This is a genomic window from Neosynechococcus sphagnicola sy1, assembly GCF_000775285.1.
Lineage (GTDB): Bacteria > Cyanobacteriota > Cyanobacteriia > Neosynechococcales > Neosynechococcaceae > Neosynechococcus > Neosynechococcus sphagnicola.
This window is the reverse complement of record NZ_JJML01000052.1, coordinates 1-25,881: the sequence shown is the minus strand read 5'-3', so window position 1 is coordinate 25,881 and position 25,881 is coordinate 1. Positions and strand designations below refer to the sequence as shown.

Below are 25,881 nucleotides of genomic sequence, written 5' to 3'. Positions count from 1 at the left end.
ATTTGTTTGCCCGCATCGTAGCCCACCGATTGGCTCACTCCAGCGGCACTTTTGACACTTTGACTGTCGATAATCGCTTCCGACGGGCTGCGATGACGCTCCTGTTCAATTCGGGTACACTCTCGCAATCGGTCGTGCATCCGCACCCAGGTTCCATCTTTGCGCCACTGACGAAAGTAGGTGTATACGGTTTGCCATGCCGGAAAATCCCCTGGCAACCCTCGCCATCGCACTCCCTCCACCAAAACATAGAAAATGGCGTTCAGAACATCCCACATATCGACGCTACGAGGACGACCACCGAATTTCGGCTCGGGTATCAAGTCGTTGAGTAGTTCAAATTGGGCTTGAGACAAATTACTGGGGTAAGCTTTACTCATGACGCTCTCTCAGTGCTGTGTACGACATATTCGCAGCTTACACTGAGTGAGCTTTTTTACTCACTAAACGACTTTTAAAACACCCTCTTACCGTTCTTGACTATGTTCTCACTCTCTCAATATATGCAATTCATCCCGCAAAATCAATGCGACGCTTATACTATAGCAATCACGTCTTAGTCGATCAGTGCCTCGGTAATCTGGCTAAGAACTGGGAGGCTGATAAAGCGAGTGACCGTGGGTCGCCGTCAATAACATGCCCTAAGTGAGTAGTTTTTGCCAGTAGAAGCAACTATGCCTTGCACCGCTCCTATTGCCCGGTAATGGCGGTTCAGGGACAAACTGAGTCGAAGAAGCTGTTGCACTATCCTGATCTCAATGCCAGGATGAGGGTGGGCGCGTTATCAAGATCACTAATAGACTAGTTAAAAAATCCTCCTTGAGATTTACTGCCTATGAGTTCTCTAAATGCGGATTTGATCAATCAAAGCTTTGATTCTCAGATCACAGATAAGTTTATCTTGATTCTGCAATTGGAAGCTCAGTCGATTGAGCGATCTATTAAGCATATCAACGCGGCTCAGGTAGCAAAGGCTGCTAATTACCTACTGAATTGCCCAGGCAAGATCATTGTTACGGGCGTAGGCAAGTCTGGAATTGTCGCCCGAAAAATTGCTGCAACATTTACCAGCACCGGAAAGACAGCGATCTATTTAAGCCCCTGCGATGCCCTTCATGGCGATTTAGGTATTGTTGATTGTACTGATGTCGTCATGATGCTTAGCCATAGCGGTGAGACAGAAGAATTGCTTGCTATTTTGCCCCATCTACATCGGCGTGGCGTACCTTTGATTGCCTTGACAGGTCGGTTGCAGTCAACTCTTGCTCGCAGCAGTACTGTCGTGCTGAATGCAGGGGTTGATCGTGAAGCTTGTCCCCTGAACCTAGCACCCACTGCTAGTACAACTGTTGCGATGGCAATTGGGGATGCTTTAGCAATGGTGGTTATGGAGCAGCGGGGCATCACACCTGAAGATTTTGCGATCAACCATCCCTCTGGTTTTTTAGGGAAACGTTTGACCCTGACCGTTGACACCCTGATGCTCCCGACTGTCCAGTTGACCCCCCTACAACCCGATTCAAATTGGACAGCTATAATTGCTGCCATTACCCAAGGAGGAGCTGGAGCAGCTTGCGTCCTTCAAAATAGCAAACTAGTGGGGCTGATTACAGATGGTGATCTCCGACGCTCTTTGATGCACCATGCTCCTGAACGACTGAATCAATTGACCGCAGGTGATCTGATGACAAAGAACCCGATTACTATACCTATAGGTACGTTGGCACAGAATGCGATAGAAATCATGGAAAAAAATCATCGTAAGCCAGTTAGTGTACTGCCAATAACGAGCAGTGATGGAAGTTTTGTTGGGTTATTACGTCTTCATGATTTGGTTCGTATTGGCCTGACGAGCTAATTAATATCATCTGACATATATTTTTTGGACAACCTTATGAAGCTCGATTCTTATCCCCCCAAGCAACAGCCAAAAACCCGTCAGTTCATGATTTCTGAATCCGTTCAAGTAGGAGGAGGATCACCACTACTGCTAATTGCAGGTCCTTGTGTCATCGAGTCCTTGGACTTAATTCTGGAAGTTTCTTCAAAAGTTTTAGAAATTTGTCAGAAGTTGGGCATAGGCTACGTATTCAAAGCAAGTTTTGATAAGGCAAATCGAAGCAGTGGGAGTACTTTTCGAGGACCACAGTTGGACAAGGGATTAGAAGCTTTGGCAATGGTCAAAAGCAAGTTTGGGATTCCCGTTTTGACAGATATTCATGAAAGCTGGCAAGCTGAGGCCGTTGCAGAAGTTGTTGATATCCTGCAAATTCCAGCATTTCTATGCCGGCAGACTGATTTGCTGTTTGCGGCTGCGAAAACCGGTAGAGTGGTGAATGTCAAAAAGGGACAGTTTTTAGCTCCTTGGGATATGGAAAACGTTGCCAAAAAACTCGCGACAGCAGGTTGTGATCGAATTCTGTTAACGGAGCGGGGCAGCAGCTTTGGATACAATACACTGGTCGTAGACTTTCGTAGCCTGCCCCAGATGGCAGCAACGGGTTGGCCGATCGTTTTTGATGCAACCCATTCTGTGCAGCAACCAGGTGGAATGGGCACCACCAGTGGTGGACAACGGGAATACGTTCCGACATTGGCACGGGCAGCCGTGGCCGTTGGGATTGATGCGCTATTTATGGAGGTTCATCCCGAACCAAATAAAGCTCTGAGCGATGGTCCCAATATGGTTCCCCTATCGGAACTGCAATCGCTTTTACAAGAGTTGATGGCTCTTCATCATTGTCGTAAGTCAATTGAGTCCACAGAAGGAAGCTGAGATTAATCAATGATCAGCTTAAGGTCAAACTGCTACATCAACCGAATTTCCCCAGTTATCAGACCTCATCTTAAGAAACGTCTCAGTAAAATCAAACTGCTATTGATAGATGTCGATGGAGTGATGACGGATGGACAATTGTATTATTCCGAGCAGGGGGAAACGTTAAAAGCCTTTAATGTTCGTGATGGGCTAGGCTTGCGACAGTTAATCACGATGACTGATATCGAAATAGGCATTCTTAGCGGAGGGAATGCTCCGATCGTTAGATCAAGAGCCGCTAAACTAGGCATTGAACTTGTATTGACAGCAATTGAAGATAAGGTAGCGGCAGCAGAAAAGCTATTGCAACAAAGAGGTTTAAACTGGGATCAGCTGAGTTATATCGGCGATGATGTTAACGATATTGAACTTTTGCAGAAAAGTGGAGTTAGTGCAGCACCCATCGATGCACATACGGATGTCAGGCGGATTGTAAACTGGCAGCTTTCTGCAAAGGGCGGACATGGAGCAATACGACATTTTGCCGATGCTATCTTGCGATCACGAGGGATAAAACCCATGTTGCGAAGCTTGAATCATTAACCAGAAATGATCGCAAAAATACGCCGAGCCTCAGCCAAATCTTCAGGAGTATCGACGGAGATTCCAGGTTCACACCATTTAAAAACCCCAACATTAATACCAGACTCAATCAGGCGAAGCTGCTCTAGCTTTTCAAGCTTTTCAAGTGAAGATTCAGGTAACTGCGGCCATCTAACAAGTACATCTCGATGGAATCCGTAAATACCAATATGTCCCCAATAAGGTGCATGTTCGCCCCATAAATCAGGTACCACATCTCGCACATGAGGAACAGCAGATCGACTAAAATAAAGAGCAATATCACCAGAAGAAACTAAGGTTTTAACAACATTGGGATTATGGATTTTATCTGAAGACAGGCGATAGATAGGTGTCAAGACCTCAGCTGAAGAAACCTGAAGTTCAAAGACTTCAATCATTTGATCAATAACTTCAGGATCAATAAAAGGTTGATCACCTTGTACATTAATAATTAAGTCTTCATCAAAGGAATCGATCACAGAGGCAATTCGATCAGTGCCACTACTACAACTTGAACTAGTCATTAAAACAGGGAATCCCCATTCTTTAGCCAAGTATTGAAGTTCAATACTATCCGTACATAAAACCACACGATCAATACGTTTGGCACGGGAACTTCGCTCTAGCACATGATGGATCATCGGCATTCCGCCAATGTCACATAAGGCTTTTCGGGGCAAACGACTTGATTCCAGTCTAACAGGAATGGCAATAGCAGCACGCATTCACTTGACTCAAAAGATTTAGCTAAAACTAATCATGCTAATAGTAGAGACAACTCATGTTATCACGTGCAACATACCACTCATCACTATGATCCCCCAAACGTTGATCTGGGAACCACGGGCCACCAAGAGTATAATGCAACATCTTTGCAGAGGATGAGTAGCCTTGCACCCCAACCAAATGATTCCAAATCATCGGTAATGAACCAATAAGCTCATCACTTTCAAGCCAATGAAATCGATGTAAATCGAGACCAGAAGCAGTACCAATATACTCAGGTGTTAGAGACTTGCACTTCTGACAATTCATCAGCATTAAGGAACTCCAGTTCTTTTTGGGATAAGGAGTTTGCTTTTCACCAAGAAATTTTACAGCTTCGTTTGGGGTATGTTCATGCTGAACACACATTAATGCATAATCGTCATTACGGAGAGACCATAGCTCAGAAATATCGCTACGACAGAGCATATCGCAATCCATGAAAATTGCCCATCCCTCATAGTTACAGAGGTAGGGAACTAAAAAGCGGCTAAAACTAAAAGCAGTACTCTGGAGCGGATCTCTAGAACGACTAAAAATAGAAGCCAGCTGATTCAGGATGATGGGTGTGATACTAACGGGGATTGAACTAGCTTGATAAATGCTGTCAATCAGCACATTTGTAGCTACTCGCTCACGGGGATCATAGCCAATAAAAATTCTTGCTTGGTTGTGCATAATCTAAGAATTTAGTGGAGTCAGATGTATGTGAATCTTCAACAAACAACAAGCTATTCATTCTAATAAATAGAAGCAATGCACGTTAAGGAATTACCAGAAAGAACATCGGATTTCCATGTTGTTGACAAATCTAAAATTGATTGTTTTACGATAGAAAATCGTGGTCGGCTAAGAACACCAGAAAGAGAAGAATGTTCTATGTCAGCAACAACCTGGTTTACAGATTCTTTAAAAGCGGTTTGATCTAACAATATTGAATCAATAACCCATCTGTAATCAGTGTGCATAGACAACCTTCCTAATCGAACTAACTCATGATCCTCTACGTCCTGAAGTTGAGCATAATGTCTTTGTTGTATAACATTATATAAATCCTCTCTCACCCACATTTTATCAGTAAAAGGTCGAAAGAATTCAGACATCTCCGAACCAATAATTTTAGCAAACTCAAGATTATCAACACATAGATTGATGAGACGTTTTAAATCAATGCATTCAGGAGATAAAGATTTATTGACAATTCTTAGATCATCAGGACCCAAAAAAATGTCGGAGCTGATCAAACCAAGAAAATGACCTATTAAACCATTTTTTTCAACTAAACAGACGTGTTCATAGGAAAAGAACATAATATTAGTTTGAAAAATAGCAGAATAGTTACCTATGACATCAAAAGGGTAACCATAACTATCAATAAAATCATCAAACATGTTTGTACGACCAGTTCGTTTTACTTGTTGTTCATATGTGGCCCAAGCATGATCAAAAACGTTTCGCAAATAACAAATAACTCTAATTTCAATTGATAATTTACTACAAACATTTTTTAGCAAAGATAATGATTTCTTTGTTACATTAGGATTTGCCAATTTCTCAGCTGACAAACAAACTTTGAGGGAATTTGAAAATTTTTCAGCATCTCTAAAAAGTTGGGAAATAAAGCTGAGACAAACATCTTCAGTTAAATTTGAATTCATCAGCATCTGAGCAAGTTCAAGGCCATTCCCACCAGTTGGTTTATAGTCAACTGCAGCAACATCCTTCTCTGAAAATGGATAATATATAGAATCTTCAAGCAACTTTGATCGATTAATTGCCAAAAAACTCTGAATCGCTGAGGTACCAGTCTTTCCAAGGCCAATGTGCAAAAACAAAAAATTCATAGGTTTGTGGGATCTTCAACACAGATGAAAACTAAAGTAAAATCAAGACCAAAGTAAGGGAACAAAAAATAACTATCAAGTCCCAATAAAAATTAACAAAAAATAGACTCATACAAAACTTTAGAAACATTAGTAGTTCCATCAAATTTGAAAGTCTTATGAGCTAGAAACAAAAACTGTGGAATCACGGTCTGAGAAATTGAGGAAGATACTAAATGACTAAATTCATCATATGAAGAAAAGGTTTGGAGACCTTTATAAAATGTCATATCAACAATACGATTAGATGTTGTAGATTGCCACAAAAAAACTGGTGTTCCAGACAATATAACATCCATGACAAAAGAAGAAGGTGGAGAAACTGCAACTGAAAACCGTCTCAGTTCATCTATCCGTAGATTTCCGGAGTAAAACTTTGGTTTAAAAATAAGACAATCAGAATTTTTCTCGAGCCAGCGTCCGCCAGGATGAGAACGAATAACAACATCAAAATCCTGATGATTACCAACTACATTAATGAAATCTAAAAACTGCGTACGCATATCTTCATCATTAAGACGAACTGAGTGAAGATTCTCAGCAATAAGTAAACGCAGGCTACTATCTAAAGATGGAAAATGCTCTATATTACAATTAAGCAAGGATTGCCTTACTAGACTTGCCTGAAGAGCACTATTTTTACAGATACCAACAGGAAAACATTTTCGGTATGAATTAAGATGAAGATTCTCTAGTTGATCAGGATGAGTCCATGTTAAAACAACATCGGAGGCAAACTTAACATTGTACTCACCATAATTCTGACTATGTTCTCGAGAATGTTGAAGACCAACATTCTCAAAACCGTGTTGAATCGTAATTTTTAAAATATTGGATGGTAGAATTCTACATAGCTCATGGCAAAATTCATGTCCTTTCGCAGAAGATTCTGAAGAAGTAACTAGTATATCAGCAAAAGCAGCAATGTTTGAATAAGCTTCTATTATAGAATTAACGGTAGTAATTATCACAGGTAAGGACTCGAAAACCGAAGAAATCCATGTAAACTGAGGTTTTTTTATAAAGTCAGACGTTAAGATTAGCATCACACTTTTAGGAAATAAAGCACTAGAAACTGATTGAATTAAAGGAATTTGAATTTCATAGTCTTGAACTAAATGAAGAACAAAAGCCAGGGATCTAGCAGATTTACCAATCACAATTGAATTATCACTATGAGATAAATTATTGCAACTTGACTGAATGCCAAGTTGATCAGATAAGGTCTTTAACCTATCTTTTGTACTTGAAATAAATTCAATAAAGTCAAGTTGGGTGAAGATAAATTCCTGAAAAGGAATGAAGCCACTTAATTGATCAACAAAGAAACATATATCAATCTTCAAGGATAACTTACAAATAATTTGAGAAATCTCTCTATTTACAAATGCTGCACAAGTTGATTTGACAAAAATAGATAGATTGATAACCTTGGTCATAGACTTCAAGAAACATTCTAGAGAATATGCATCAATATCTTTATCAAATGCTATAAGTGTGCGACCCTCTTGCAATTGATATGTAATGAACTGTGAACTTGATTTGGTAAATTTTTTATCAAAATATTTTACATCATCTTTATTTAAAAGCACAAAAAATCATACGCTATGTATACTTTTTGTACGATGGCGAGTGTATCTAAAACAGTATTACTACAAATAGATATTGAACTCATAGTTGATATCATTAAGTCATAATCAATCTAAAAATATGAAATTAGTAGCTCGGTGAAAAAGTCCAACAGAGTCTTCGTATTTAATTAGCTTTCGGGCAATTTCTAAGTCGTTTGAATCTCCTCTTGATGCACGTGATAAGTGTAAAGCATAATGCTGATTAACAGTCAAGTGAGAAAATCCTTTCTGCAAAGCTCGAATGGAGAAATCTACGTCATTGTAATCCGTAGGAAAATTGATTTCGTCCAGTCCTCCAATTTCTTCGTAGATATATTTTTGGATGGCGACAAGTCCAAAGGTGTTACCACAGGTTAGGATCGTCTGCTGCTTAAGTGATGCCGGTAGATTAGGTTCACATAAGTTAGATTTACCAAAAACAGATAAAATATTAGGATTATAAAAGATACCTCCAGACATGAATTTTGGCTTCTGGTTCTTACCTTGCTGAGGTCGTAGTAGTTTTGTCCCCACCGTCGCAACTCTGGGGAGCTGACAAAGCCGCAGAACTGCATCTAGCAGACCATAGGTCATCAGGAAGATATCATTATTTGCAAAAACAAGCAAATCGTTGTTTGCTAATTTAGCCCCAAGATTGCATTGAGCACTATGATTAAATTCTGATTCATAGTCAATGATCTGGAATTGACATAAATGATGTTGCGATTTCATTTTATCAACTTCTTCATTTATAAAATGAATTTCATTTACATTTGATCGATTGTTAATTAAAACGAATTCTATCGATCTATCTCGATCTTGCGCCAGAAAAGATTTAATCGAATCGATAGTCAAATGAGCCTTATTTCTAAAATTAATAATTATTGAACAAGATTCAGAATTGCTAATAAGGCTTTTTCTTTTGATCTGAAGTGAGAGTGGAATATGATACCACTCGTCATCTAATTTTATCGATTGATTATGTACATTTGAGATATTAAATCTCGGATAAATACAAGCCTCGTAAAACGAGTTAAGGTGTCGATGTTCACAACCAAAGTTGATAGCTGTAGATGCAAGACGATTCAGAAAATGTGTATGTTCTCGAACCGTTACATCAGACTTCCAGATCTTTAACAGCGCTGAACTGGTAATGATCAAAGATTCTAGTCGCAGGGGGTTATCATCATCTATGCCCGATAAATATATACTCGGTCTTTTGAGGGTATAGTATTCATTTCGTGAGGAATCTTTGACAATAGAATTCCATGTAACCACTCTCTCTGTATCAGTTTCATCGCCAAGATTTGCGATTAGTTCACCTCCAAAAATTCCAATAAAATCCTGCGTAATTAAGGAATAAGTTGTATTAGTTGCTAGATCCAATGTCATCTCTGCAATCGAGATCTGCTTGTCAAAAATAAATACCCCAGTCATCGGATCTAACCTACCCAACTGAATGATCACAATTTCACTTTCATTAGGTTGAATCGTGATCAATACCCTATAGACAGAGTAGACATGGGTCATTAAGGTTTGCAGTCCCAGAAGTGATTGCTCAATACAAGCTTGATATCGAGCATGGGAATCAATGATGATCACTCCAAATTGTATTTTGTTTTGATTTGGCTGATCGCTTAGTAGACTATTTTTCCCGTAGGAGTGCCAGGAAAATTCTGAAAGTAATCTAGACGCGGAGCGAAGTCGATCTGTTGAAGCTATTTTTGAGTAAAAATCAAGATTTGGCTTTAATCTCTCTGAAAAGATTGAGATGTCTGGCCAAAAATCAGATTCAATAATCTGACCAATCTGATTCTTGATCACGACAAGGAGATGATTTTTTCTCCCATCACAATGAATATTTAGCGTTGAAATACCAGCACCAAGAGTAATAGTCGTCAGCAATTCAATTGAGTTGAAATTATCAAGACTTTCTGCTTCTACAGCATAAAAACTAATATTCTTAGGTTTATTATCTTTGCTAGATATTTTTAACACCAGAATATTGTCTGGCATTAGTTCTGCATTTATAAGTCTAACACCAATCACTTCTTCGAATCGCTTTGTTGAGATTCTTAAGTACCCAGAGGAATTTGCTGCTTTAATGTGATAAGAATCAGGTGCAATGTAGCTACTCAATGATTCCGACTTGAATCTTAGATTTGTATGTGAATTCCGGTTCGCAAGAGATTGTAAAATGCCAATTATTGGAGCTTGAAATCCCCATCGTCTAGATTCTATTTTTACTATTTCAGTACTAGTATTTCGTTTGATTTCAATAGTTGATATTAATCCAATTGAGATATCATCAATGAGCAAATCTACCTTTTCAAAGATCTTATTTTCGTCATTTATAAATGAGAGGTATCCTGTTACGGTATTCTGAATAACATCACTGATGGCACTTAATACCTCTGTATTTTGTGATATTGGAGAATCTTCACTAAAATTGGGAGGAATAAACGCAAAAGCTGCATCTTCGTTGATTTGTTTTTTCTGAGCCTCTAGCTGCTTTGTGGTGACTTCTTGAAATCCTAGATAACCCCATTCAAAATCTGGATCAAGTTTAATAATATTTCTAAATAATTCAGAAGCTTCATCCCAATGCTCTAATTCAATGAGACACCGACCGAGGTTGTAATGAGCAAATATAAAATCAGGCTTTATTTCAATCGCTCTTTGTAAAGCTTTTATTGCCTCACTGAACTGGCCTTGTTCTTTAAGCAACTGGCCCAATCCATAGTGTCCCCAATGGAAATCTGCCTGAAGCTCAATTGCTTGATGAAAATGCTGGTTTGCTACTTCCCAGTGATTCTGTCTCATTCCTACATCACCGTACTTATAGTGCGCTACAGGTGATGTGGGATCAATTTGTATGGCTATTAAATATTCTTCTGCCGCTTCGAATAGCTTTGAGTCTGCAACAAACTGATCTCCTTTTTCAATCTGTCTTATAAATGACAAAAGTTTTTCGTTACCGGAATCTAGTTCGGTCTGGACTTCGATAGGAGGCTCTATCTCCTCACTTGGCTTATCATCTTTTGGTTTATCAACTTGAGATTGGCTTTGATTGCTTGACATACCATCCAGAAGCAATGCTAGTCTTTGATTTGAGCCAGAATGATGAGGCTCCAATTCTATAACTTTTCTATAAGCTGCGATTGCCTCCTCATGTTGTTCGCATTTTTCATGGAGTTTTCCTAAGCTAAAATAGCCCCAATGAAATGTAGCATCAAGTTCAATGACTTGTTGCAATGATTCAAATGCTTGATCCAAAAAATCTAACTTTGTGAGACATTGAGCAAGATTGTAATGAGCAAACACAAAGTCTGGCTTGAGTTCGATTGCCTGACGGAATGCCTCAGCTGCTCTATGAAGCTGCCCCTGTTCTATCAGAATTTGCCCCAAGCCGTAATGAGCCCAGTATAAATCAGGTTGCAACTCAATTGCTTGGTGAAAATATTGACTTGCTTGCACCCACTGATTTTGTCTTAGATTCAGATCGCCCAGCTTATAGTGTAGTATTGCCGAAGTTGGGTAAAGTTGAAGTGTTTGCATATATATTGCAGCCGCTTCAGCAAGTTTTGAATCGGCTAAAAGTTGGTCGCCTCTTTGAATCTCTCTGGTCAATTCCTCCTGATTTTCAAAGCTAGTACTTAGCGTTTTCTGGTCTTGATTTAAATCTATATTATCCATATATTGTGTTTCTCTGATGGGACTAGATATTTTTTAAGACTCAGAGCAAACCTTGAAGCTGCCCGTAGGGAAGAAATTATGCATAGGACAATATTGGAAGATTACAAGATTCAAGGGGAAATCCTACTTCAATAACAAAATTATAATTATCTAGAGGTCGAAGCATTTTTGCAAACAGCTCAAATAGGACGGCATTATAAATCTCAGCATAGGATTCGTCATAGATTGACAATTGCTTTAGGTATGATAATTTTTGAATTTCTAGGGGAGTTATAGAGTTTTTCATTGGTAATGCATCCACAGTTTCTAAGTCAGGCGCAATTGATACTATCTTTAGTTGTCCTAAGAATATTTCCGAACTTTTTATTAGAGTTGAACTTTGCAACATTTCGCGTGCCTCTTGCAAAAACGTGCGTACTTGCTTGCGCTCCCGCTCTCCTATCGATAGGCACAAACTGCCGTCTTCACGAATTTCACGTAATTGGAAATCAAAGTTTAAGGGTACTCTCATAGATTCTACCGAGCATGACAACCATTTCATTTGTTGAGCGAACTTATGACATAGTCCACCACCTGTAGGCCCAGTCAAAACAATGTGATTATAATTTTTTATTGTATTATTCTTGTTGAATTCGCTCCTATTCTTTTCGTTGATTAGTTCACAAAATATTGCGTCAAAACTATTTACGCTGTTTTCAAGTGTATACTTATTGAGCACAAAATCAATTGCCCGAGTTAAATAATTTTCAACTTCTTGGGCCGTATTCGCAGTTATGTAATCTATTAACCCTGAAATACTATTGAAACAAAATTCTGAGATGTCATCATATCCAGGCATCTCTGAACAATAGACTAAACAACCACTCAATAGCGATTTACTGGCTCGATTATGTGTTTTGGATGAGGCAAATCCACTTCGATTAGTTGGCAGTAGTATGCAGTGGCTATTAGCCAGTAGTGAGTCTTCTATCTCTTGACTCCAAGCTAACCACTTTATTCTAATTGCTGTACTTCTAAAGCGTTCGAAGACGTAGGAAAGTGATGGATTGCTTTCACAGCAGATAACAAGCTCAATCGTTTTCGATTTCTCTAGCTTTGTCAAACAAGATAGAAATGTATCAGCAATTTCTGCAAGGTCAACAATTCCAGCTCGATAGTATGGGTTTCCGCTCAACCCAAACCAAGCAAAACGGAGTGTGTTATCGCTGGTATTCCATTTTTCCAGCCAACTTATATTTGATGAATCTTTGTTGTCTACTTTGGCAGTAGTTGTTCGTAGAGATGGTTGAATTGGATCTGGAATCATTTTAATATTTTTTATGCCCTCATTTTCAAGAGCTGATGCGAGAAAATTAGTGGAACATGTTACTATATCAGCAATATTTGCCATCCTTATATACATTCTTTTTAAGCCAAATTCCCATGCTCTACGTGAGTAGGGTAAGTAGTTATCAAAAAGATCTAGAACAATCTTAATTCCTCGATCTTTAATCGCCCTAGCTGCACAGTATGCCAGATCGTCAAATATCTTTATAAAAATCACCAATTGGTATTCACTTGCAATTTGATCTATGTGTTCTTTTTTACTTATAGATTTAAGTTCTTTGATCTCTATATTGTATTCTCTATGCTTAAGAGAATAAAAAATTGGCAGGATGCGTTGTCGTAATCCTGCTGAGTCTTGATTTATTGAAAGTACAATCCCAAGAATTTTCATGTAAACTTCCAGGTGTTAATGAGAGCCAGCTTTCAGAAGTACTTGGAGCATCTAGTGATTGATTTATTTGGGTTGTGGCAAACTCTTTATCTAAACCATTAAGGATTGAGTCTGGGCAATAGTTTGAGTATCAAGAGGCGCTGAGGCGCTGATGGGTGACAGGGCAAAGAAGGTCTCAAAGATTTTGCTGTCGATGTCATTCATTCGCTTTTGCAGATCATCCAGAAATTCGTGTAATCCTCTCTGCATAATTTCTTCAATGGTGAGATAGTCCAGTTCCGATCGCAGCCGTCCCAGTACCCGCTCTACTGGATCTCGCCAGGTGCCAGGCAGTGTACCTGTAATGGTTTGCAGCGATCGCTCTGCCTGCAATAGACAATATTGGATCGACCGGGGGAATTCCCGATCAAGAATCAAAAACTCAGCCACCCCTTGGGGAACAATCCGATGGGCACCCCGTTTGCGATACATTTCGTAGGCACTGGCGGACTTAAGCAGGGCAATCCACTGGAGTTCATCCAGGGCGGAGCCCACAAAGCTCACCGCCGGGAGGAGGATAAAGTACTTGACATCAAGCATCCGGGTCGTTTTGTCAGCGCGCTCTAGATAGCGCCCAATCTGTCCGAAGTGCCAACCCTCGTTGTGGGTCATGGTTGCGTGCATCACCCCGGCAAATAGATGGCTCGCCAGTTTTACCTCAGCAAAAAAAGCATTGGGCGATGTCAGGGGTTGACTCTTCGCTGCCTCTTGCAACATTAAGTAAAATGAATTGACCTGCTCCCACATTTCCGAAGAAATAATTTCTCGAATGGATCGGGCATTTTCCCGAGCCGAGCGTAGACAGGACAAAATTGAATTTGGATAACTCTCATCAAAGGTCAGGAACTGGATCACGGCTTCGGGACTGGCCTGACCGTACCGGGATTGAAATAAGGGCAAATCTCCGGTAGTCATCACCAGGGGTTCCCACTGCTCCAGTTGACCTGTAGGCATATCCAGCATAAGGGTCAGGTTGACATCGACAAAGCGAGCAACGTTTTCAGCCCTTTCAATGTAGCGATTCAGCCAATAGATGGCATCGGCAACACGACTCAGCATGGTGGGGAGGTCAGGAGAGAGGACGTTAGAAACGACTAGGCTTTGTCCCTTATTTAAGGCCAAAGAACAGAATACAAGCAACCCTCTTAGGTGCAATTCTCAGCCAGCGGCTGGAATCCTGAACCTACAAGCCCTGAAAATCTTTGAAATTCTTAGGATTCTTGGGAGAAAGCGGTTTTCTTGTAACGAAATGCAACGTATAATCGGCAAAGAACATTAAAGAAATATTAAAGAGTAGTCAACTCACATGCGGGTAGCGATCGCGGGCGGCGGATTAGCAGGGTTATCCTGTGCAAAGTATCTAGTGGATGCGGGTCATACCCCCCTTATCTTAGAACGCGACTCGGTTTTGGGCGGCCTGGTAGCGGCCTGGAAGGACGAAGATGGCGACTGGATTGAGACTGGGTTACACGCTTTTTTTGGTGCCTATCCCAACATGCTACAACTCCTTCAGGAACTGGGCATTGAAGAGCGATTGCAGTGGAAAGCGCACACCCTGATTTTTAACCAGCCTGAAAAGCCTGGAACCCTCTCTCGCTTTGATGTCCCTGACATTCCAGCACCGTTTAATGTCATTCTGTCGATTCTTCGCAACAACGACATGCTGACCTGGAGCCAAAAGATCCGATTTGCGATCGGACTGCTCCCAGCCATTGTCCGGGGACAGCAATATGTAGAAGACATGGATCGGTATAGTCTCCTAGAGTGGCTCCGGCACCAGGGGATTGATGAGCAAGTCAACACCGATATTTTTATTGCGGCCTCGAAAGCGCTGACCTTTATTAATCCCGATGAAGTTTCAGCTACGATTCCCCTGACGGCGCTGAATCGTTTTCTCCGGGAACGGTACGGCTCTAAAATTGCCTTCTTAGATGGTGCGCCGCCGGAACGTTTGTGCCAGCCCATTGTTGACTATGTGACGGCTCTGGGAGGGGAGGTACGCATCAACGCCCCCCTTAAGCAGATAGTGCTAAATGCCGATGGTACTGTGAACCACTTCTTGATCCGAGGTCTGAAGGATGCCCCGGACACAGAGATTGTTGCCGATGCCTACGTCTCAGCGATGTCAGTGGATGCGCTGAAGCTGATGATGCCTGAACCCTGGAAATCCCTGGCCTACTTCCAACAACTGGCAGGGCTGGAGGGAGTCCCTGTGATCAATGTTCAAATCTGGTTTGATCGCAAGCTCACGGACGTGGATCAACTGCTGTTTTCCCGTTCGGCGTTGCTCAGTGTCTATGCTGACATGAGTAATACCTGTCGGGAGTACGCCGATCCTGATCGGTCGATGCTGGAGTTGGTTCTGGCTCCAGCCCAAGACTGGATTGGTCAATCGGAGGAGGCAATTATTGCCGCCACCCTCCAGGAACTGACGCGTCTGTTTCCAGACCAGATTCCACACCCCGCACAGGTGCTGAAGGCAAAGGTAGTCAAAACTCCGCGATCGGTCTATAAAGCCACGCCCGGTCGTCAACAACATCGTCCGCAGCAGACGACCCCGATCACAAATTTTTTCCTCTCAGGTAGCTATACCATGCAACCCTACCTGGGCAGTATGGAGGGGGCGGTACTTTCTGGTAAGCTGACAGCACAGGCAATTACATTGGCTAATCCTGCCCCATCTGCGGTGACCCAAGCGTTGAATTCGCCTCTTTCTCAGCCTGCAACGAATGCTGCAACTGTCTGAATTTCCTCGCATGACCACTCTGGCATCTCTAGAGCACGCCTACGAACTTTGTCGGCAAATTACGGCGAAGTACGCAAAGACCTTCTACTTAGGGACGCTATTGATGCCAGAGGCAAAGCGTCGAGCAATTTGGGCCATCTATGCCTGGTGTCGTCGCACCGATGAACTAGTGGATGGCCCCGCAGCACGCCTCACCACGGCCAAAACCCTGGATGAATGGGAAGCTCAGTTGGAGTCAGCGTTTGCTGGAAACCCTGCTGATGACTTAGATGTGGCGTTGGTGGATACCATTAAGCAATTTCCCTTAGATATTCAACCCTTTCGGGATATGATTGCCGGACAGCGGATGGATCTCTACCGCAGTCGCTATGAAACCTTTGAAGATCTCAACCTCTACTGTTATCGAGTGGCGGGAACCGTGGGGTTAATGTCTACCGTGGTCATGGGAGTCCAACCACCTCGCTCTACAACTCCTTGGGATTGCGGTCAGTCCCAGACCACTCCTACCGAAGAAGCTGTAGCCCTAGGCATTGCCAACCAGCTGACCAATATTTTGCGAGATGTCGGAGAAGACGCCCGCCGGGGGCGTATTTATCTACCTCAAGAAGAACTAGCGCGGTTTAACTACACGGAACAGGACTTAATGAATGGGGTGGTCGATAACCGCTGGCGGGAATTGATGTGTTTCCAGATTCAACGGGCACGTAAGTTTTATGCCCAAGCGGAAAAGGGGATTAATGTCCTCAGTGAAGATGCCCGCTGGCCAGTGTGGGCAGCACTGATGCTCTATAGCAAAATCCTGGATGCAATTGAACGCAACCAGTATGATGTTTTTCGTTGCCGTGCCTACGTTCCCAACGTTCGTAAACTCCTATGTCTGCCCACAGCTTTACTGCGAGCCAAGGTACTTTGAGTTCCTTCACTTAATTAGTTGGGGCGATCTGCACTTGATTTTTAGATAGGGTAATTTCTTTAACTTCACCGAGGCTGCCAAAGGGTTGTTCCACCCCTTGATTGACAGAGGTCATCACCGCACCCGCATTGCCAGCCCTCAGGATCAGTTCTTTCTGAGCCTGCCAGGTTCTTTGAGTGCCTTTGTTGAGAATCCCTTCAAATTCTGACTTGCCATCAACAATCACTTTCAACCAGGACTCACCAGTAAGGCTAATGGTTACCTGAACTGTAGCAGTCAGCGGCGATGCTTCGGGGGGTAGGGCTGACAACTACCGGAGCCAGGGAAGGGCTGGGGTCAGGGACTGGAAGTGCTTGCGGCTGGAGGCTGAGGTGGGGTAGGAAATCCTGTGTGAACCAGTAGCCAAGGCCTATAGCAACCCCAACGGTGACAACCGTGCCGACGAGAGGATAAAGAGACTTGAACTTGAACTGCCCTTGGGGAGAGGTGGCTGTGGTTATAGAGCTTACAGATCTTCTGGATGCAGTCTTTATAGGAGGTTCGGGTTCTAGAACGGTGGAAAAGGATTTAGCGATCGCCCCGCCATCAAGGCCAATGGCATCCCCGTAGCGACGAATAAAGCCTTGGACAAATACCGGTTCTGGTAGGCGGTCGATTTGGCCATCTTCTAGGGCCTTTAACCGTTGGAGGGGAATATAGGTCTTAATAGCCACTTCTTCAAGAGAAATGGAGCGTTCCTGGCGCTTTTGACGCAGATCGGCTCCGATGCTCTTCAGCTGATCCACTTGGGTCGGGTGCATCTGGCTCATCTTGATTCCCCGTCGTCCTCAGATATCAGATCGATGTCTCTATGGTTCACAGCTTATGGTGGCATGGATCAACAATAATCTACGGCTAGGAAATTTACCAAACCCGTGATTGCCTAGGACAAACCGCGCTCCAGAGAGGCTGTGACGACTGAGGACACTGCCTATACTCTGACTGTACTAGGAATGCCTAATGTGGGAACTACCTAGGTATGATAACTGAATGACTAACAGGTAGCCAAATCAGGAAGGTGGTTCCTGGATAGTTGGGGTTGAAGGCGGGTTGGCTATTGAGGGGGAGTTGAGCGGGGCTAATCACCTGAATGCCACCCTGCATCTGCTGTACCAGATCGTGGGCGATCGCCAGTCCCAGACCACTACCGGGAATATCACTCTCTGCCTGACTGCCACGATAATGCCGCTCAAAAATATGAGTCTGATCCCCAGGGGAAATGCCAGGACCCGTATCACTGATGGCAATGGTAACGGTATCGTCATGGGGCACCGCAGGATGATCTTGGTAGGCGTGAATCCAGATCTGTCCCCCAGCGGGGGTGTACTTAAGGGCGTTTTCAATCACGTTGGAGATGGCTTCCTGAATTGTCTTGAGATTAGCGTGGACTGGCGGCAAGGGGTCAGGGAGATCGACCTCTAAGATTAACCCCCGTTCCTGGGCGATCGCCTGGGCTGAGGGAATCAAGGGGTTGAGGATGGCAAGGACTGAACAGGGTGCCAGGGGAGCGGCAGGCAGTAAACTGGCGGGGAGCAACAGCTGCGGGGGCTGCACAGCTATAGGTTGACCAGCGGTTAGTGCCTTCTGCCCAGGGGTAGCAGGGGGGAGGAGGGATGTATGGGTGGGGCGAATCTGGAACAGTTGCTCAACCTGTCTCAATAGATCTTGTAACCGATCGCTTTCGCGGACAATACTGGTGGCAATTTCTCGATTGCGATCGCTGGGTAAGAGGCGCTTGAGCAGCAGTTTCCCAAAGGTTCGGAGGGCTGTGAGCGGACTCCGGAGTTGATGCAGCAGGTTGTCGAGAATATCGTGCTGCTGCTGTTCTAGGCACTGCTGCTGCTGCTGATCTTGGAGTAACCAGAGGTATCGCTGATCTAAAACGCAAGCGATTGCCAGGGTGTGGGCAAGTTTTTTCGATTTGGGTCTGTTCCCAGGTTGTCCAAACCCGATCTTCGCGGGCGGTGACTAACAACCCCAACATCACACTTTCGTGCATTAAGGGCAGCATCAATTGTTGTTGCGTCACCAGAGAGCGATTTGGCCGGCCAGGAGGCATCTGATCCGTAAGCGGCAGCGGTAATGCTGGGGCGGCAAGCAGACATGAACTGATCCCCTGATCCGCTTCTGATGGCAGAGAGACCCAGGTTTGGATATCCTCCCGCTGCACGGAAACTTCTGGATAGGCGACCACGGGCACGAGCTTGGCATCTGCTCCTAGATTCAGATCTTCCGTCAGGTAGACAATACTTTGGGAGGCTCCGAGTGCCTGACTCAGCAGTACAACTTGTAGCCGACACAGGGCAACAAATTCCGAGCTTGCAGACAACAACATGTAGCGATCGCACCCCAGAAGTGAGAAACAGCCTTGAATTGTGGCTATCTCTCACTGTAGAGTATCTGGAAAAATCGGGTTCTGATGTTGATCGCCAGGGGAGCATCCGGCACTGGTCTCTAAAAGGAGGAGGATCAACTGAAAACCTTGATTGACTGAGGTTTCAGACTGTTACGGCTAAAATGCCTTAAATGCTTATGCAGCAATGCCTTATAGCTTTTATTCTCCCTTAGCAGTTCACTACCGTTCAAGACTGGTTTCTTGCAGTTTGGATGCGCGACAGCTGATGATCTTGAGTCATCAGAACAAAAGGTCTGGTACACGACCATTTGGTTTGTAGATCCGTCAGGTGAACCCCATTGAGATTGGATAAAACAATATCAGCATTTCCAATCCGATCGGCTACCCCGAGTCCAATTGTCCCCATGCCGGCAGTAATAGCAGCTTCAATTCCAACAGCAGCATCTTCAACCACAATACAGTGGACAGAGTCGAGTCCTAACTGAGTCGCAGCGTACAGAAAGAGATCAGGGGCAGGTTTGGGGTGCTCGACGCTGTAGCCATCTGCGATCGCATCCACGCGATTAGCAATCCCTAATTTCTCGATCACGCTTCGCGCATTCTTGCTGGCAGAGGCGATCGCGATTTTAATTCCCGCTTGCCGGAGTTCGTCTAATAACTCAATGACCCCTGGCAGGACATCCTCGGGTGTGATGCCTTGGATAGATTCCACATAGTAGCGGTTTTTGCGATCCATCATCTCCTCGAGCGCGGCTTCTGAATACGGGCGATCGCCCACGATCAGCCGCAGCGATTCTCGACGAGACACTCCCCGCAGCGCTTCGTTTGCCTGCCGATCGAAGGGCAGTCCGGCTTCGTCAGCCAGTCGCTGCCAGGCTCGATAGTGAAATTCGGCAGTGTCCGTCAAAACCCCGATCGAGGTCGAAGATCAAGCCTTGGATGTCAGGAACTTGAGCATCAGGGGCTTGAGCCAGTGGGGGTGATAGATCGAAACTGTACCAGGTGCCGCGCCAGTTGAGTTTAAATTTGAGGCGAGTCCAACTGGGAGGGAGATGGGGAGTCGCAACGGGGCCGCTGTCCTTGAGTTGAATGCCGCCGAAGCCGAAAACCACAGCTTGCCAGATCCCCCCTGCCGAAGCCGCATGAATGCCGTCGGCTGTATTACCGCGCGTATCTTCGAGATCAACCAGGGCTGCCTGCATAAACTGCTCTTCGGGATCGGCTGCCCCGAGATCGGCGGCGAGGATCGCGTGAATGGCTGGCCCCAGGGACGATCCGTAGGTGATGTCTGTGCGAGGAGCGTAGTAGTTCCAGTTCCTTCGCAGCACGTCAGGGCAATAGGGAAAGGCTGCTGGCGTACCTCGCATCAGGTAGAGGAGCATCAGCACGTCGGGTTGCTTGAGTACCTGCCGCTGATTTGTTTCATCAATTCCGAGAACCGCTTGAATGGATCGATCTCGCGGTTCATAGGCGCTTAAGTCGATATCCTTGAGTTGGAAAAACCCCTCGAATTGTTCGATCAGTCCGGTTTTGGCATCGTAAAGGATGTAAATCTGGGCGATCATCGCTTGCCAGTGCTGCAATTGCTCTGAGGTGAGTTGCAATCGTTGTGCTAGTTCAGTTGCACGATCGGGAAACTTGAGCCGCATCCACTCATGGACGACAACTGCCTTTTCTAAATGCCACTGCACCATGCGATTGGTGAATACATTGTTATTCACCTGCTCGTGGTATTCATCGGCTCCGATGACACCGCACAGTTCATACCGTTGCTGCTTGGCATTCCACTCCAATCGACTCATCCAGAAAAGGGCTGTGTCCAGGATGATTTCGGCTCCGAAGTCTCGCAGCCAGATATCGTCGCCGCTGGCCTGCCAGTATTGCCAGACAGCATAGGCAATGTCGGCGCTAATATGAATTTCGCGATCGCGGCACCAGATGCGCACATCTTCTGCATAGGGATCGTTGGGCATCGCCCATCGCGGCGTTACCTCATCTCCAGTGGCCGCACTTTCCCAGGCAAACATTGCTCCTTGGTACCCACTATGTGCGGCTTTGCGTCGAGCCCCATTCAGGGTGTGATAGCGGTAGGTCAGCAGGTTGCGGGCGATCGCGGGTTGCGTCAAGGTGAAAAAGGGCAGGATAAAAATTTCAGTATCCCAAAAGATATGCCCTCGATAGCCAAATCCCGACAGCGTTTTAGCGGGAACGCTGACCTGACTATTGTGTAGGGATGCACTGATGAAGAGTTGAAACAGGTTATAGCGAACAGCCAACTGAGCTTTGCTATTGCCCTCAATCTCAATATCACTATGCTGCCAAACCTCGTTCCACGCCTGCTGATGAGCATTGCGCAGTACGCTATAGGATGGCAGTTCAGCCAATTTGACTTGTGCGGCCTGCACTGGCAACTCCGTCTCCTGGGAGGTGAACACCGTCACCATCTTTTCTAGGCTGACGGTTTGACCTGCTGTGCCGCTAAAGCAGATCATCAAGGTGGGATAGCCCGGTGTATTCGTCACCTGAAAATCGGCATCGGTGCCATCTACCGTCATTTTGGCCGCCATGGCAAGTTCGATCCGGGAACTGCGGGTGCGAACCTGAAGCCAAATCCCTGGCTCTATCCCCAGATCTATCCCTAGCTTTGTCTTGCCCTGATCGAGCCGCTCCCAGTGGTCAAAGCCTTGATTTTCAGGATAGCCATTGAGGCTGGACTGCACCTCGATCTCACCATTAAAATCGACGGGGGTAATCTCGCAGCGCAATCCCAACACCTGGGGATCTGCCAAGCTAGCAAAGCGCTCCCACTTTAAATCTAAGGTATTTCCAGTGGGACTCCGCCAGCGCACCGATCGACTCAGCATCCCGTGACGCAAGTCGAGCTGCCGTTTATAGTGGATCATTTCACCTCGATCGAGGCGAAACCGCTCGCCGTTGACAATCACAACCAATGACAACCAGTCGGGACAATTTGCCAGCTCGGTATAGACCACGGGCACATCGTCATACACCCCATGCACTAAGGTGGCTGGCAAGGCATGGGGGTAGCCCTCCTCAAAACTGCCCCGCGTCCCTAAATAACCGTTGCCGATCGTAAATACGGTTTCTCTAGAACGCAACTGCTGAGGATCAAATTGGGATTCGATCAGCGTCCAGTCTGTGTAAATCAAATCACGAGAGCTTGGCGTGTTCATTGAGGTTGGAGGGGGGATGAGGGAGCGGCAAAACCGTAGAGATGTCGAGCGGTAGAGGGCAAAGAAAAATGATCTCCCCCGCTCCCCTTACCGTTTCAGATGTTCTGCTAAAATCAGCTCGGCTCTGGGTTTGTAGAGGAGATAGAAAAGGGCTTCTAAGTAGCATTGCAGCCCGTGACGATTGTCAGAATAAATGTAGTTCCAAAAGCTATAAATCTTGGTCAGCAGTAAGAGCTGTCGGGTGTGGACTGGCCAGTTGTATTGCTCTTGAATCCGTTGAATAGCGCGATTGGATATCTCGTACCAGTATTCAGGATGGGTATCGCATTGATGAAAAAACTGGAGGATTTTCTCAGCGCTACCGTCTAAGTCGGTGGGGTTAATATGAAAGCCGTTGGTGCCGTCCTGGATAATTTCTAAGGAACCGCCAAATTGAGTTGTAAAGGTGGGCAACCCGGAGATCATCGCTTCCAGAATCGTGCGTCCAAAGGCTTCAAACTTGGCAAAGTGAATAAAAATTCCTTGGCGATCGGCGATCGCTCGGTAGGCTTCACCGAGATCGTGGGTAGACAGACGTACGTCCAACCAACGAATGTGGCCATGCAGACGATACTGATCAATCAGGGCGTGCAGTTTGGAAATCTCCCTGCCTTCTTCGGAATTGGAAGTAGTTACCACATCCAATGCATTCGTGAGCAGAATCAGGTTACAGTGGGTCTGCAATTCCAGGCTGCGACCAAAGCACTCCACCAATCCGGTTACATTCTTAATGGCACTCATCGATGAAACCGCAAGCATTGGGCGTTTTTTGGGCTGGTCTAGATGACCAAAAATGTGCGGTTTTTGCTGCTCAAAGACCAGTGCTTGAATGCCAGCATTTTTTGCAGCATCCTGATTTTTAATCTGATGGTAAGGGAAGAATATTTGCTCATTCACACCGGGTGGCACGCGGTTAAACTTGGGGCTAAATAGGTCAATGCCGTCAATCACATGGTATAGATTGGGCATCGTGAAGCACTTGTAGGATTCATACTGACCCAGGCTCTCCGGCGTACCCACAATTTCCTGATAGGAGGAAGTGAGGATGAAATCAGCAGCATTCATGCTGATCAGATCGGCGGTAAACTCGGCTGAAAAGTGATACTGGCTCTCTAGGTCTTGCCAGTAAAGATTGCTGAATAAGTATTTCGGCTTTTCCAGGGAATGGGCAATGTTGCACTGGATGGCGTTGAGACGACGTGCCAGCAGAGATGCGACCAGATTGCCCTCGCTATAGTTACCAATGATGAGATTGGGTTTCCCTCCAAATTTTGCCAGCAGTTCCCGTTCTGCATCCACCGCAAAGCTTTCGAGATAAGGCCAAGTCTCAAACTTAGAAATCCAGTTCTGCGTCACGGCTGGGTTGAATTCCTGGAAAGGTACCCGCAGAATCCAGGTGTTATCCGTGCCCTCCACCTTTTTCCAGGGAAGAGCGCATTGCGTTTCCGTACAAGTAGGAATCAAGCGGGTGAGAATGATCACCTGGGGATGAATCCCCAGCAATTCCAGACCCGACTGCTCGATGTTGGCTTGGAGTTGGTTTTCTAGACTCCGCGCTTGCTCCAGCACATAGTCAACTTGACTTCGGATCTCTGGTCGTCCCAAGACGCTTTCTTGGCTTACCCAACCATTTATGGAAATCAACACCACTCGAAAAACCGCAGGGACGCGCGCCACAAAGGCTTCCAAAATTGCAGGTTCGGGATCTTCGATCAGGCGATTCAGCAGTTCCAGGGTTTCGCGAGTGCGAGAAGCGGTATTGCCCCAACCCGGTTCAAATCCAAGAGCTTGGAGATCAAGGTGAAGGCTTTTATAGGGGCAATCGGGGGCATACTCCCCTAAAAACTTGAGTCCCAGTTTAACCTGTTGTGATAGCTCAACACCAGACTGAATGCGATCGTTGATCAATAGCTGCATGCCGTCGTATTCGAGCACATGCAGGGCATTAAACAATGCCTTTAACCAATAGTCGAATTCGGTCAGCAGCTTATTGCACAGGTAGCGATTGAGAAACGCCAGACCCTGACCTATGTTTCTTGGGTCATCAATGACCGGAGACTTTTGATAGAAAGGCTGGAAGTCAATGTTGAGGATGTGAGGCTGGTAGCAATTAACCTGGCGATCGAGGACATCAAGGAGCGACTGAAGTGTCATCTCTGAGCCAGTGGCCAAGTCTAAGGTAAGCCGCCACACCTGCTGGCTGGCAATCCAGGGACGCACTACCAACCAAACGCTGTTCTCATCCAAAATTATTTCATGGGTATAGTGCATCAGCTGGCTCAGAGAAGAGCTGTGATACGCGTAACCGAACTGAGATAAGTGGTGACAGCACTCAGCAAACGTCTGTTGAATTTCGTTCCGCAAAAAGTAGCGCTTGCCTGAGATGCTCAATGTGTCAATTAGCTGATGTAGAGCCTTTTTCTCGTCGCTGTTTAAAACGGCTTGGATCAGTTTATGCATAAAGATAGCGGTCAGTGAATACTGGAACCGCAGAATGAAGGGGTGGGGTTCACGAAGAAGCGAATATCAACGTATAGGTGACCAACACGTTCATTCTATCTTTTTTAGGACAAAACATGAGCTTCATGCTCATATTAGTTAATTCGTTAATCTAGAGGTGACACTTCTGTTGAAATGCAACCACTTGTTGACAATAAATATTCATTTAATCATCCCATATTTCGATCGGCCATTATAAGTAAATCTTCAATAGATTTTCATACAACTCAAACAATTCACCCGCTCAAATAGACATATATTGGTCTGACTGAGGCTATCCCGACTAATTACTATTAAGTTTCTGGATGTTCTAGCACATGGCGATCAACTAGCGGCCAGAGCTTCTGAGGAGGATCAGTCTGTCAGCAACAACTATAATTTTGTACCCTGTAACCATCCGGCATTAAATTGCAGCACGCTCAAAACACTTCCAGCACTTAAAACAGATAAAATGCTCCCGGCACTCAAGACGCTCAATATACTTCCGGTGCTGCCGAAACTCAAAATGCTCCCGGCACTTCCAATACTCAAAATGCTTGCAGTACTTCCGATGCTGAGGATGCTGCGATGACTCATCCAACTCAGGATACTCCGTTCTGAAAAAAGCCATTGCTCAACCATAATCTCCCTCCTGACTTCAGTACGCCGTTACGCACCCATACTGCATGGCAACATCACCAAATCCCTTGATTCAAGGCTCTTTCAGATAAACCCTTATGACTCCTTGCTGATAACTCAGGAGCCAGGGATGAAAATCACAAAACCCTTCTAGACTCCAGCTTAAGATTTCATGAGTCAGAATCTACCGCATCCGAGGGAGAAATGCTATATCATCTTTGTCTTGTCTGCAAGTTTCTCTCTGAGGCTTAAGGATTGGTCATTGATATCGGGATTTACGATCAGGTTTGCAAACATTTTTCTGCCTCTACAATCACTCCATCCTGCATCTTAATCACCCGCTTTGTCTGACGTGCTAACATCGCATCATGGGTGATCAATAGAA

General features: G+C 44.8%; 18 protein-coding genes and 2 pseudogenes. 5 read left to right on the top strand and 15 right to left on the bottom strand.

Annotation, left to right across the window (positions count from 1 at the left end; genetic code table 11):
• The coding region (locus DO97_RS17320; RefSeq protein WP_036535845.1) for an IS5 family transposase at window positions 1–380 on the bottom strand (380 nt) is incomplete at its 3' end.
• Between the two features lie 476 nt (window positions 381–856).
• Between DO97_RS17320 and DO97_RS17315 the strand changes: the two genes are divergently transcribed.
• From DO97_RS17315 to DO97_RS17305, 3 genes are all read left to right on the top strand, one after another.
• Window positions 857–1,858: a KpsF/GutQ family sugar-phosphate isomerase gene (locus DO97_RS17315; RefSeq protein WP_239651832.1), complete on the top strand. Its 1,002-nt coding sequence runs from the start codon at window positions 857–859 to the stop codon at window positions 1,856–1,858.
• Between the two features lie 87 nt (window positions 1,859–1,945).
• Window positions 1,946–2,776: a 3-deoxy-8-phosphooctulonate synthase gene (kdsA, locus tag DO97_RS17310; RefSeq protein ID WP_036535852.1), complete on the top strand. Its 831-nt coding sequence runs from the start codon at window positions 1,946–1,948 to the stop codon at window positions 2,774–2,776.
• Window positions 2,777–2,785: 9 nt separating this feature from the next.
• Complete coding sequence (locus tag DO97_RS17305) at window positions 2,786–3,361, top strand: KdsC family phosphatase (protein WP_052128899.1); 576 nt, start codon at window positions 2,786–2,788, stop codon at window positions 3,359–3,361.
• On the opposite strand, the gene kdsB is transcribed toward DO97_RS17305, so the two are convergent.
• The 7 genes from kdsB to DO97_RS17275 all read right to left on the bottom strand — a co-directional run bounded on the left by kdsB (window position 3,358) and on the right by DO97_RS17275 (window position 14,151).
• The gene (kdsB, locus tag DO97_RS17300; protein WP_036535842.1) at window positions 3,358–4,107 is read right to left on the bottom strand and encodes a 3-deoxy-manno-octulosonate cytidylyltransferase; all 750 of its coding nucleotides are present in this window, start codon (window positions 4,105–4,107) and stop codon (window positions 3,358–3,360) included. The genes DO97_RS17305 and kdsB overlap by 4 nt on opposite strands.
• A 37-nt stretch (window positions 4,108–4,144) precedes the next feature.
• Window positions 4,145–4,825, bottom strand: coding sequence for a glycosyltransferase (locus DO97_RS17295; protein WP_036535839.1), 681 nt, complete (start codon window positions 4,823–4,825; stop codon window positions 4,145–4,147).
• Window positions 4,826–4,887: 62 nt separating this feature from the next.
• Window positions 4,888–5,991 carry a hypothetical protein gene (locus tag DO97_RS17290; protein ID WP_036535838.1) on the bottom strand — a complete coding sequence of 368 codons (1,104 nt, stop codon included), beginning with the start codon at window positions 5,989–5,991 and terminating at the stop codon, window positions 4,888–4,890.
• A 92-nt stretch (window positions 5,992–6,083) separates the two neighbouring features.
• The gene (locus DO97_RS24110; protein ID WP_156120640.1) at window positions 6,084–7,622 is read right to left on the bottom strand and encodes a hypothetical protein; all 1,539 of its coding nucleotides are present in this window, start codon (window positions 7,620–7,622) and stop codon (window positions 6,084–6,086) included.
• A 105-nt stretch (window positions 7,623–7,727) separates the two neighbouring features.
• Window positions 7,728–11,336, bottom strand: a complete 3,609-nt coding sequence (locus DO97_RS17285) for a tetratricopeptide repeat protein (protein WP_036535835.1) — start codon at window positions 11,334–11,336, stop codon at window positions 7,728–7,730.
• A 76-nt stretch (window positions 11,337–11,412) separates the two neighbouring features.
• The gene (locus tag DO97_RS17280; protein ID WP_036535833.1) at window positions 11,413–13,053 is read right to left on the bottom strand and encodes a hypothetical protein; all 1,641 of its coding nucleotides are present in this window, start codon (window positions 13,051–13,053) and stop codon (window positions 11,413–11,415) included.
• 90 nt (window positions 13,054–13,143) lie between these two features.
• Window positions 13,144–14,151: an alpha-E domain-containing protein gene (locus tag DO97_RS17275; RefSeq protein ID WP_036535847.1), complete on the bottom strand. Its 1,008-nt coding sequence runs from the start codon at window positions 14,149–14,151 to the stop codon at window positions 13,144–13,146.
• A gap of 247 nt (window positions 14,152–14,398) precedes the next feature.
• Between DO97_RS17275 and pds the strand changes: the two genes are divergently transcribed.
• A complete protein-coding gene (gene pds, locus DO97_RS17270) occupies window positions 14,399–15,838 on the top strand; it encodes a 15-cis-phytoene desaturase (protein ID WP_036535830.1) in 1,440 nt (479 codons plus the stop codon).
• Window positions 15,822–16,751, top strand: a complete 930-nt coding sequence (gene crtB, locus DO97_RS17265) for a 15-cis-phytoene synthase CrtB (protein ID WP_036535828.1) — start codon at window positions 15,822–15,824, stop codon at window positions 16,749–16,751. Before pds ends, crtB begins: the two co-directional genes overlap by 17 nt.
• Window positions 16,752–16,761: 10 nt before the next feature.
• On the opposite strand, the gene DO97_RS17260 is transcribed toward crtB, so the two are convergent.
• From DO97_RS17260 to DO97_RS22520, 7 genes and pseudogenes are all read right to left on the bottom strand, one after another.
• Complete coding sequence (locus tag DO97_RS17260) at window positions 16,762–16,977, bottom strand: DUF4115 domain-containing protein (RefSeq protein ID WP_239651833.1); 216 nt, start codon at window positions 16,975–16,977, stop codon at window positions 16,762–16,764.
• 25 nt (window positions 16,978–17,002) lie between these two features.
• A complete protein-coding gene (locus tag DO97_RS17255) occupies window positions 17,003–17,560 on the bottom strand; it encodes a helix-turn-helix domain-containing protein (protein ID WP_036535823.1) in 558 nt (185 codons plus the stop codon).
• 199 nt (window positions 17,561–17,759) lie between these two features.
• Complete coding sequence (locus DO97_RS22525) at window positions 17,760–18,449, bottom strand: sensor histidine kinase (protein ID WP_052128898.1); 690 nt, start codon at window positions 18,447–18,449, stop codon at window positions 17,760–17,762.
• Between the two features lie 30 nt (window positions 18,450–18,479).
• Window positions 18,480–18,584: pseudogene (locus DO97_RS30360) on the bottom strand (hypothetical protein); the annotation flags it as partial.
• A 788-nt stretch (window positions 18,585–19,372) separates the two neighbouring features.
• Window positions 19,373–22,340, bottom strand: a pseudogene (pgmB, locus tag DO97_RS17245) (beta-phosphoglucomutase).
• A gap of 87 nt (window positions 22,341–22,427) precedes the next feature.
• The gene (locus DO97_RS17240) at window positions 22,428–24,839 is read right to left on the bottom strand and encodes a sucrose synthase (RefSeq protein ID WP_036535820.1); all 2,412 of its coding nucleotides are present in this window, start codon (window positions 24,837–24,839) and stop codon (window positions 22,428–22,430) included.
• Window positions 24,840–25,250: 411 nt separating this feature from the next.
• Window positions 25,251–25,499, bottom strand: coding sequence for a hypothetical protein (locus DO97_RS22520; RefSeq protein WP_072016491.1), 249 nt, complete (start codon window positions 25,497–25,499; stop codon window positions 25,251–25,253).
• Window positions 25,500–25,881 lie beyond the last annotated feature (382 nt).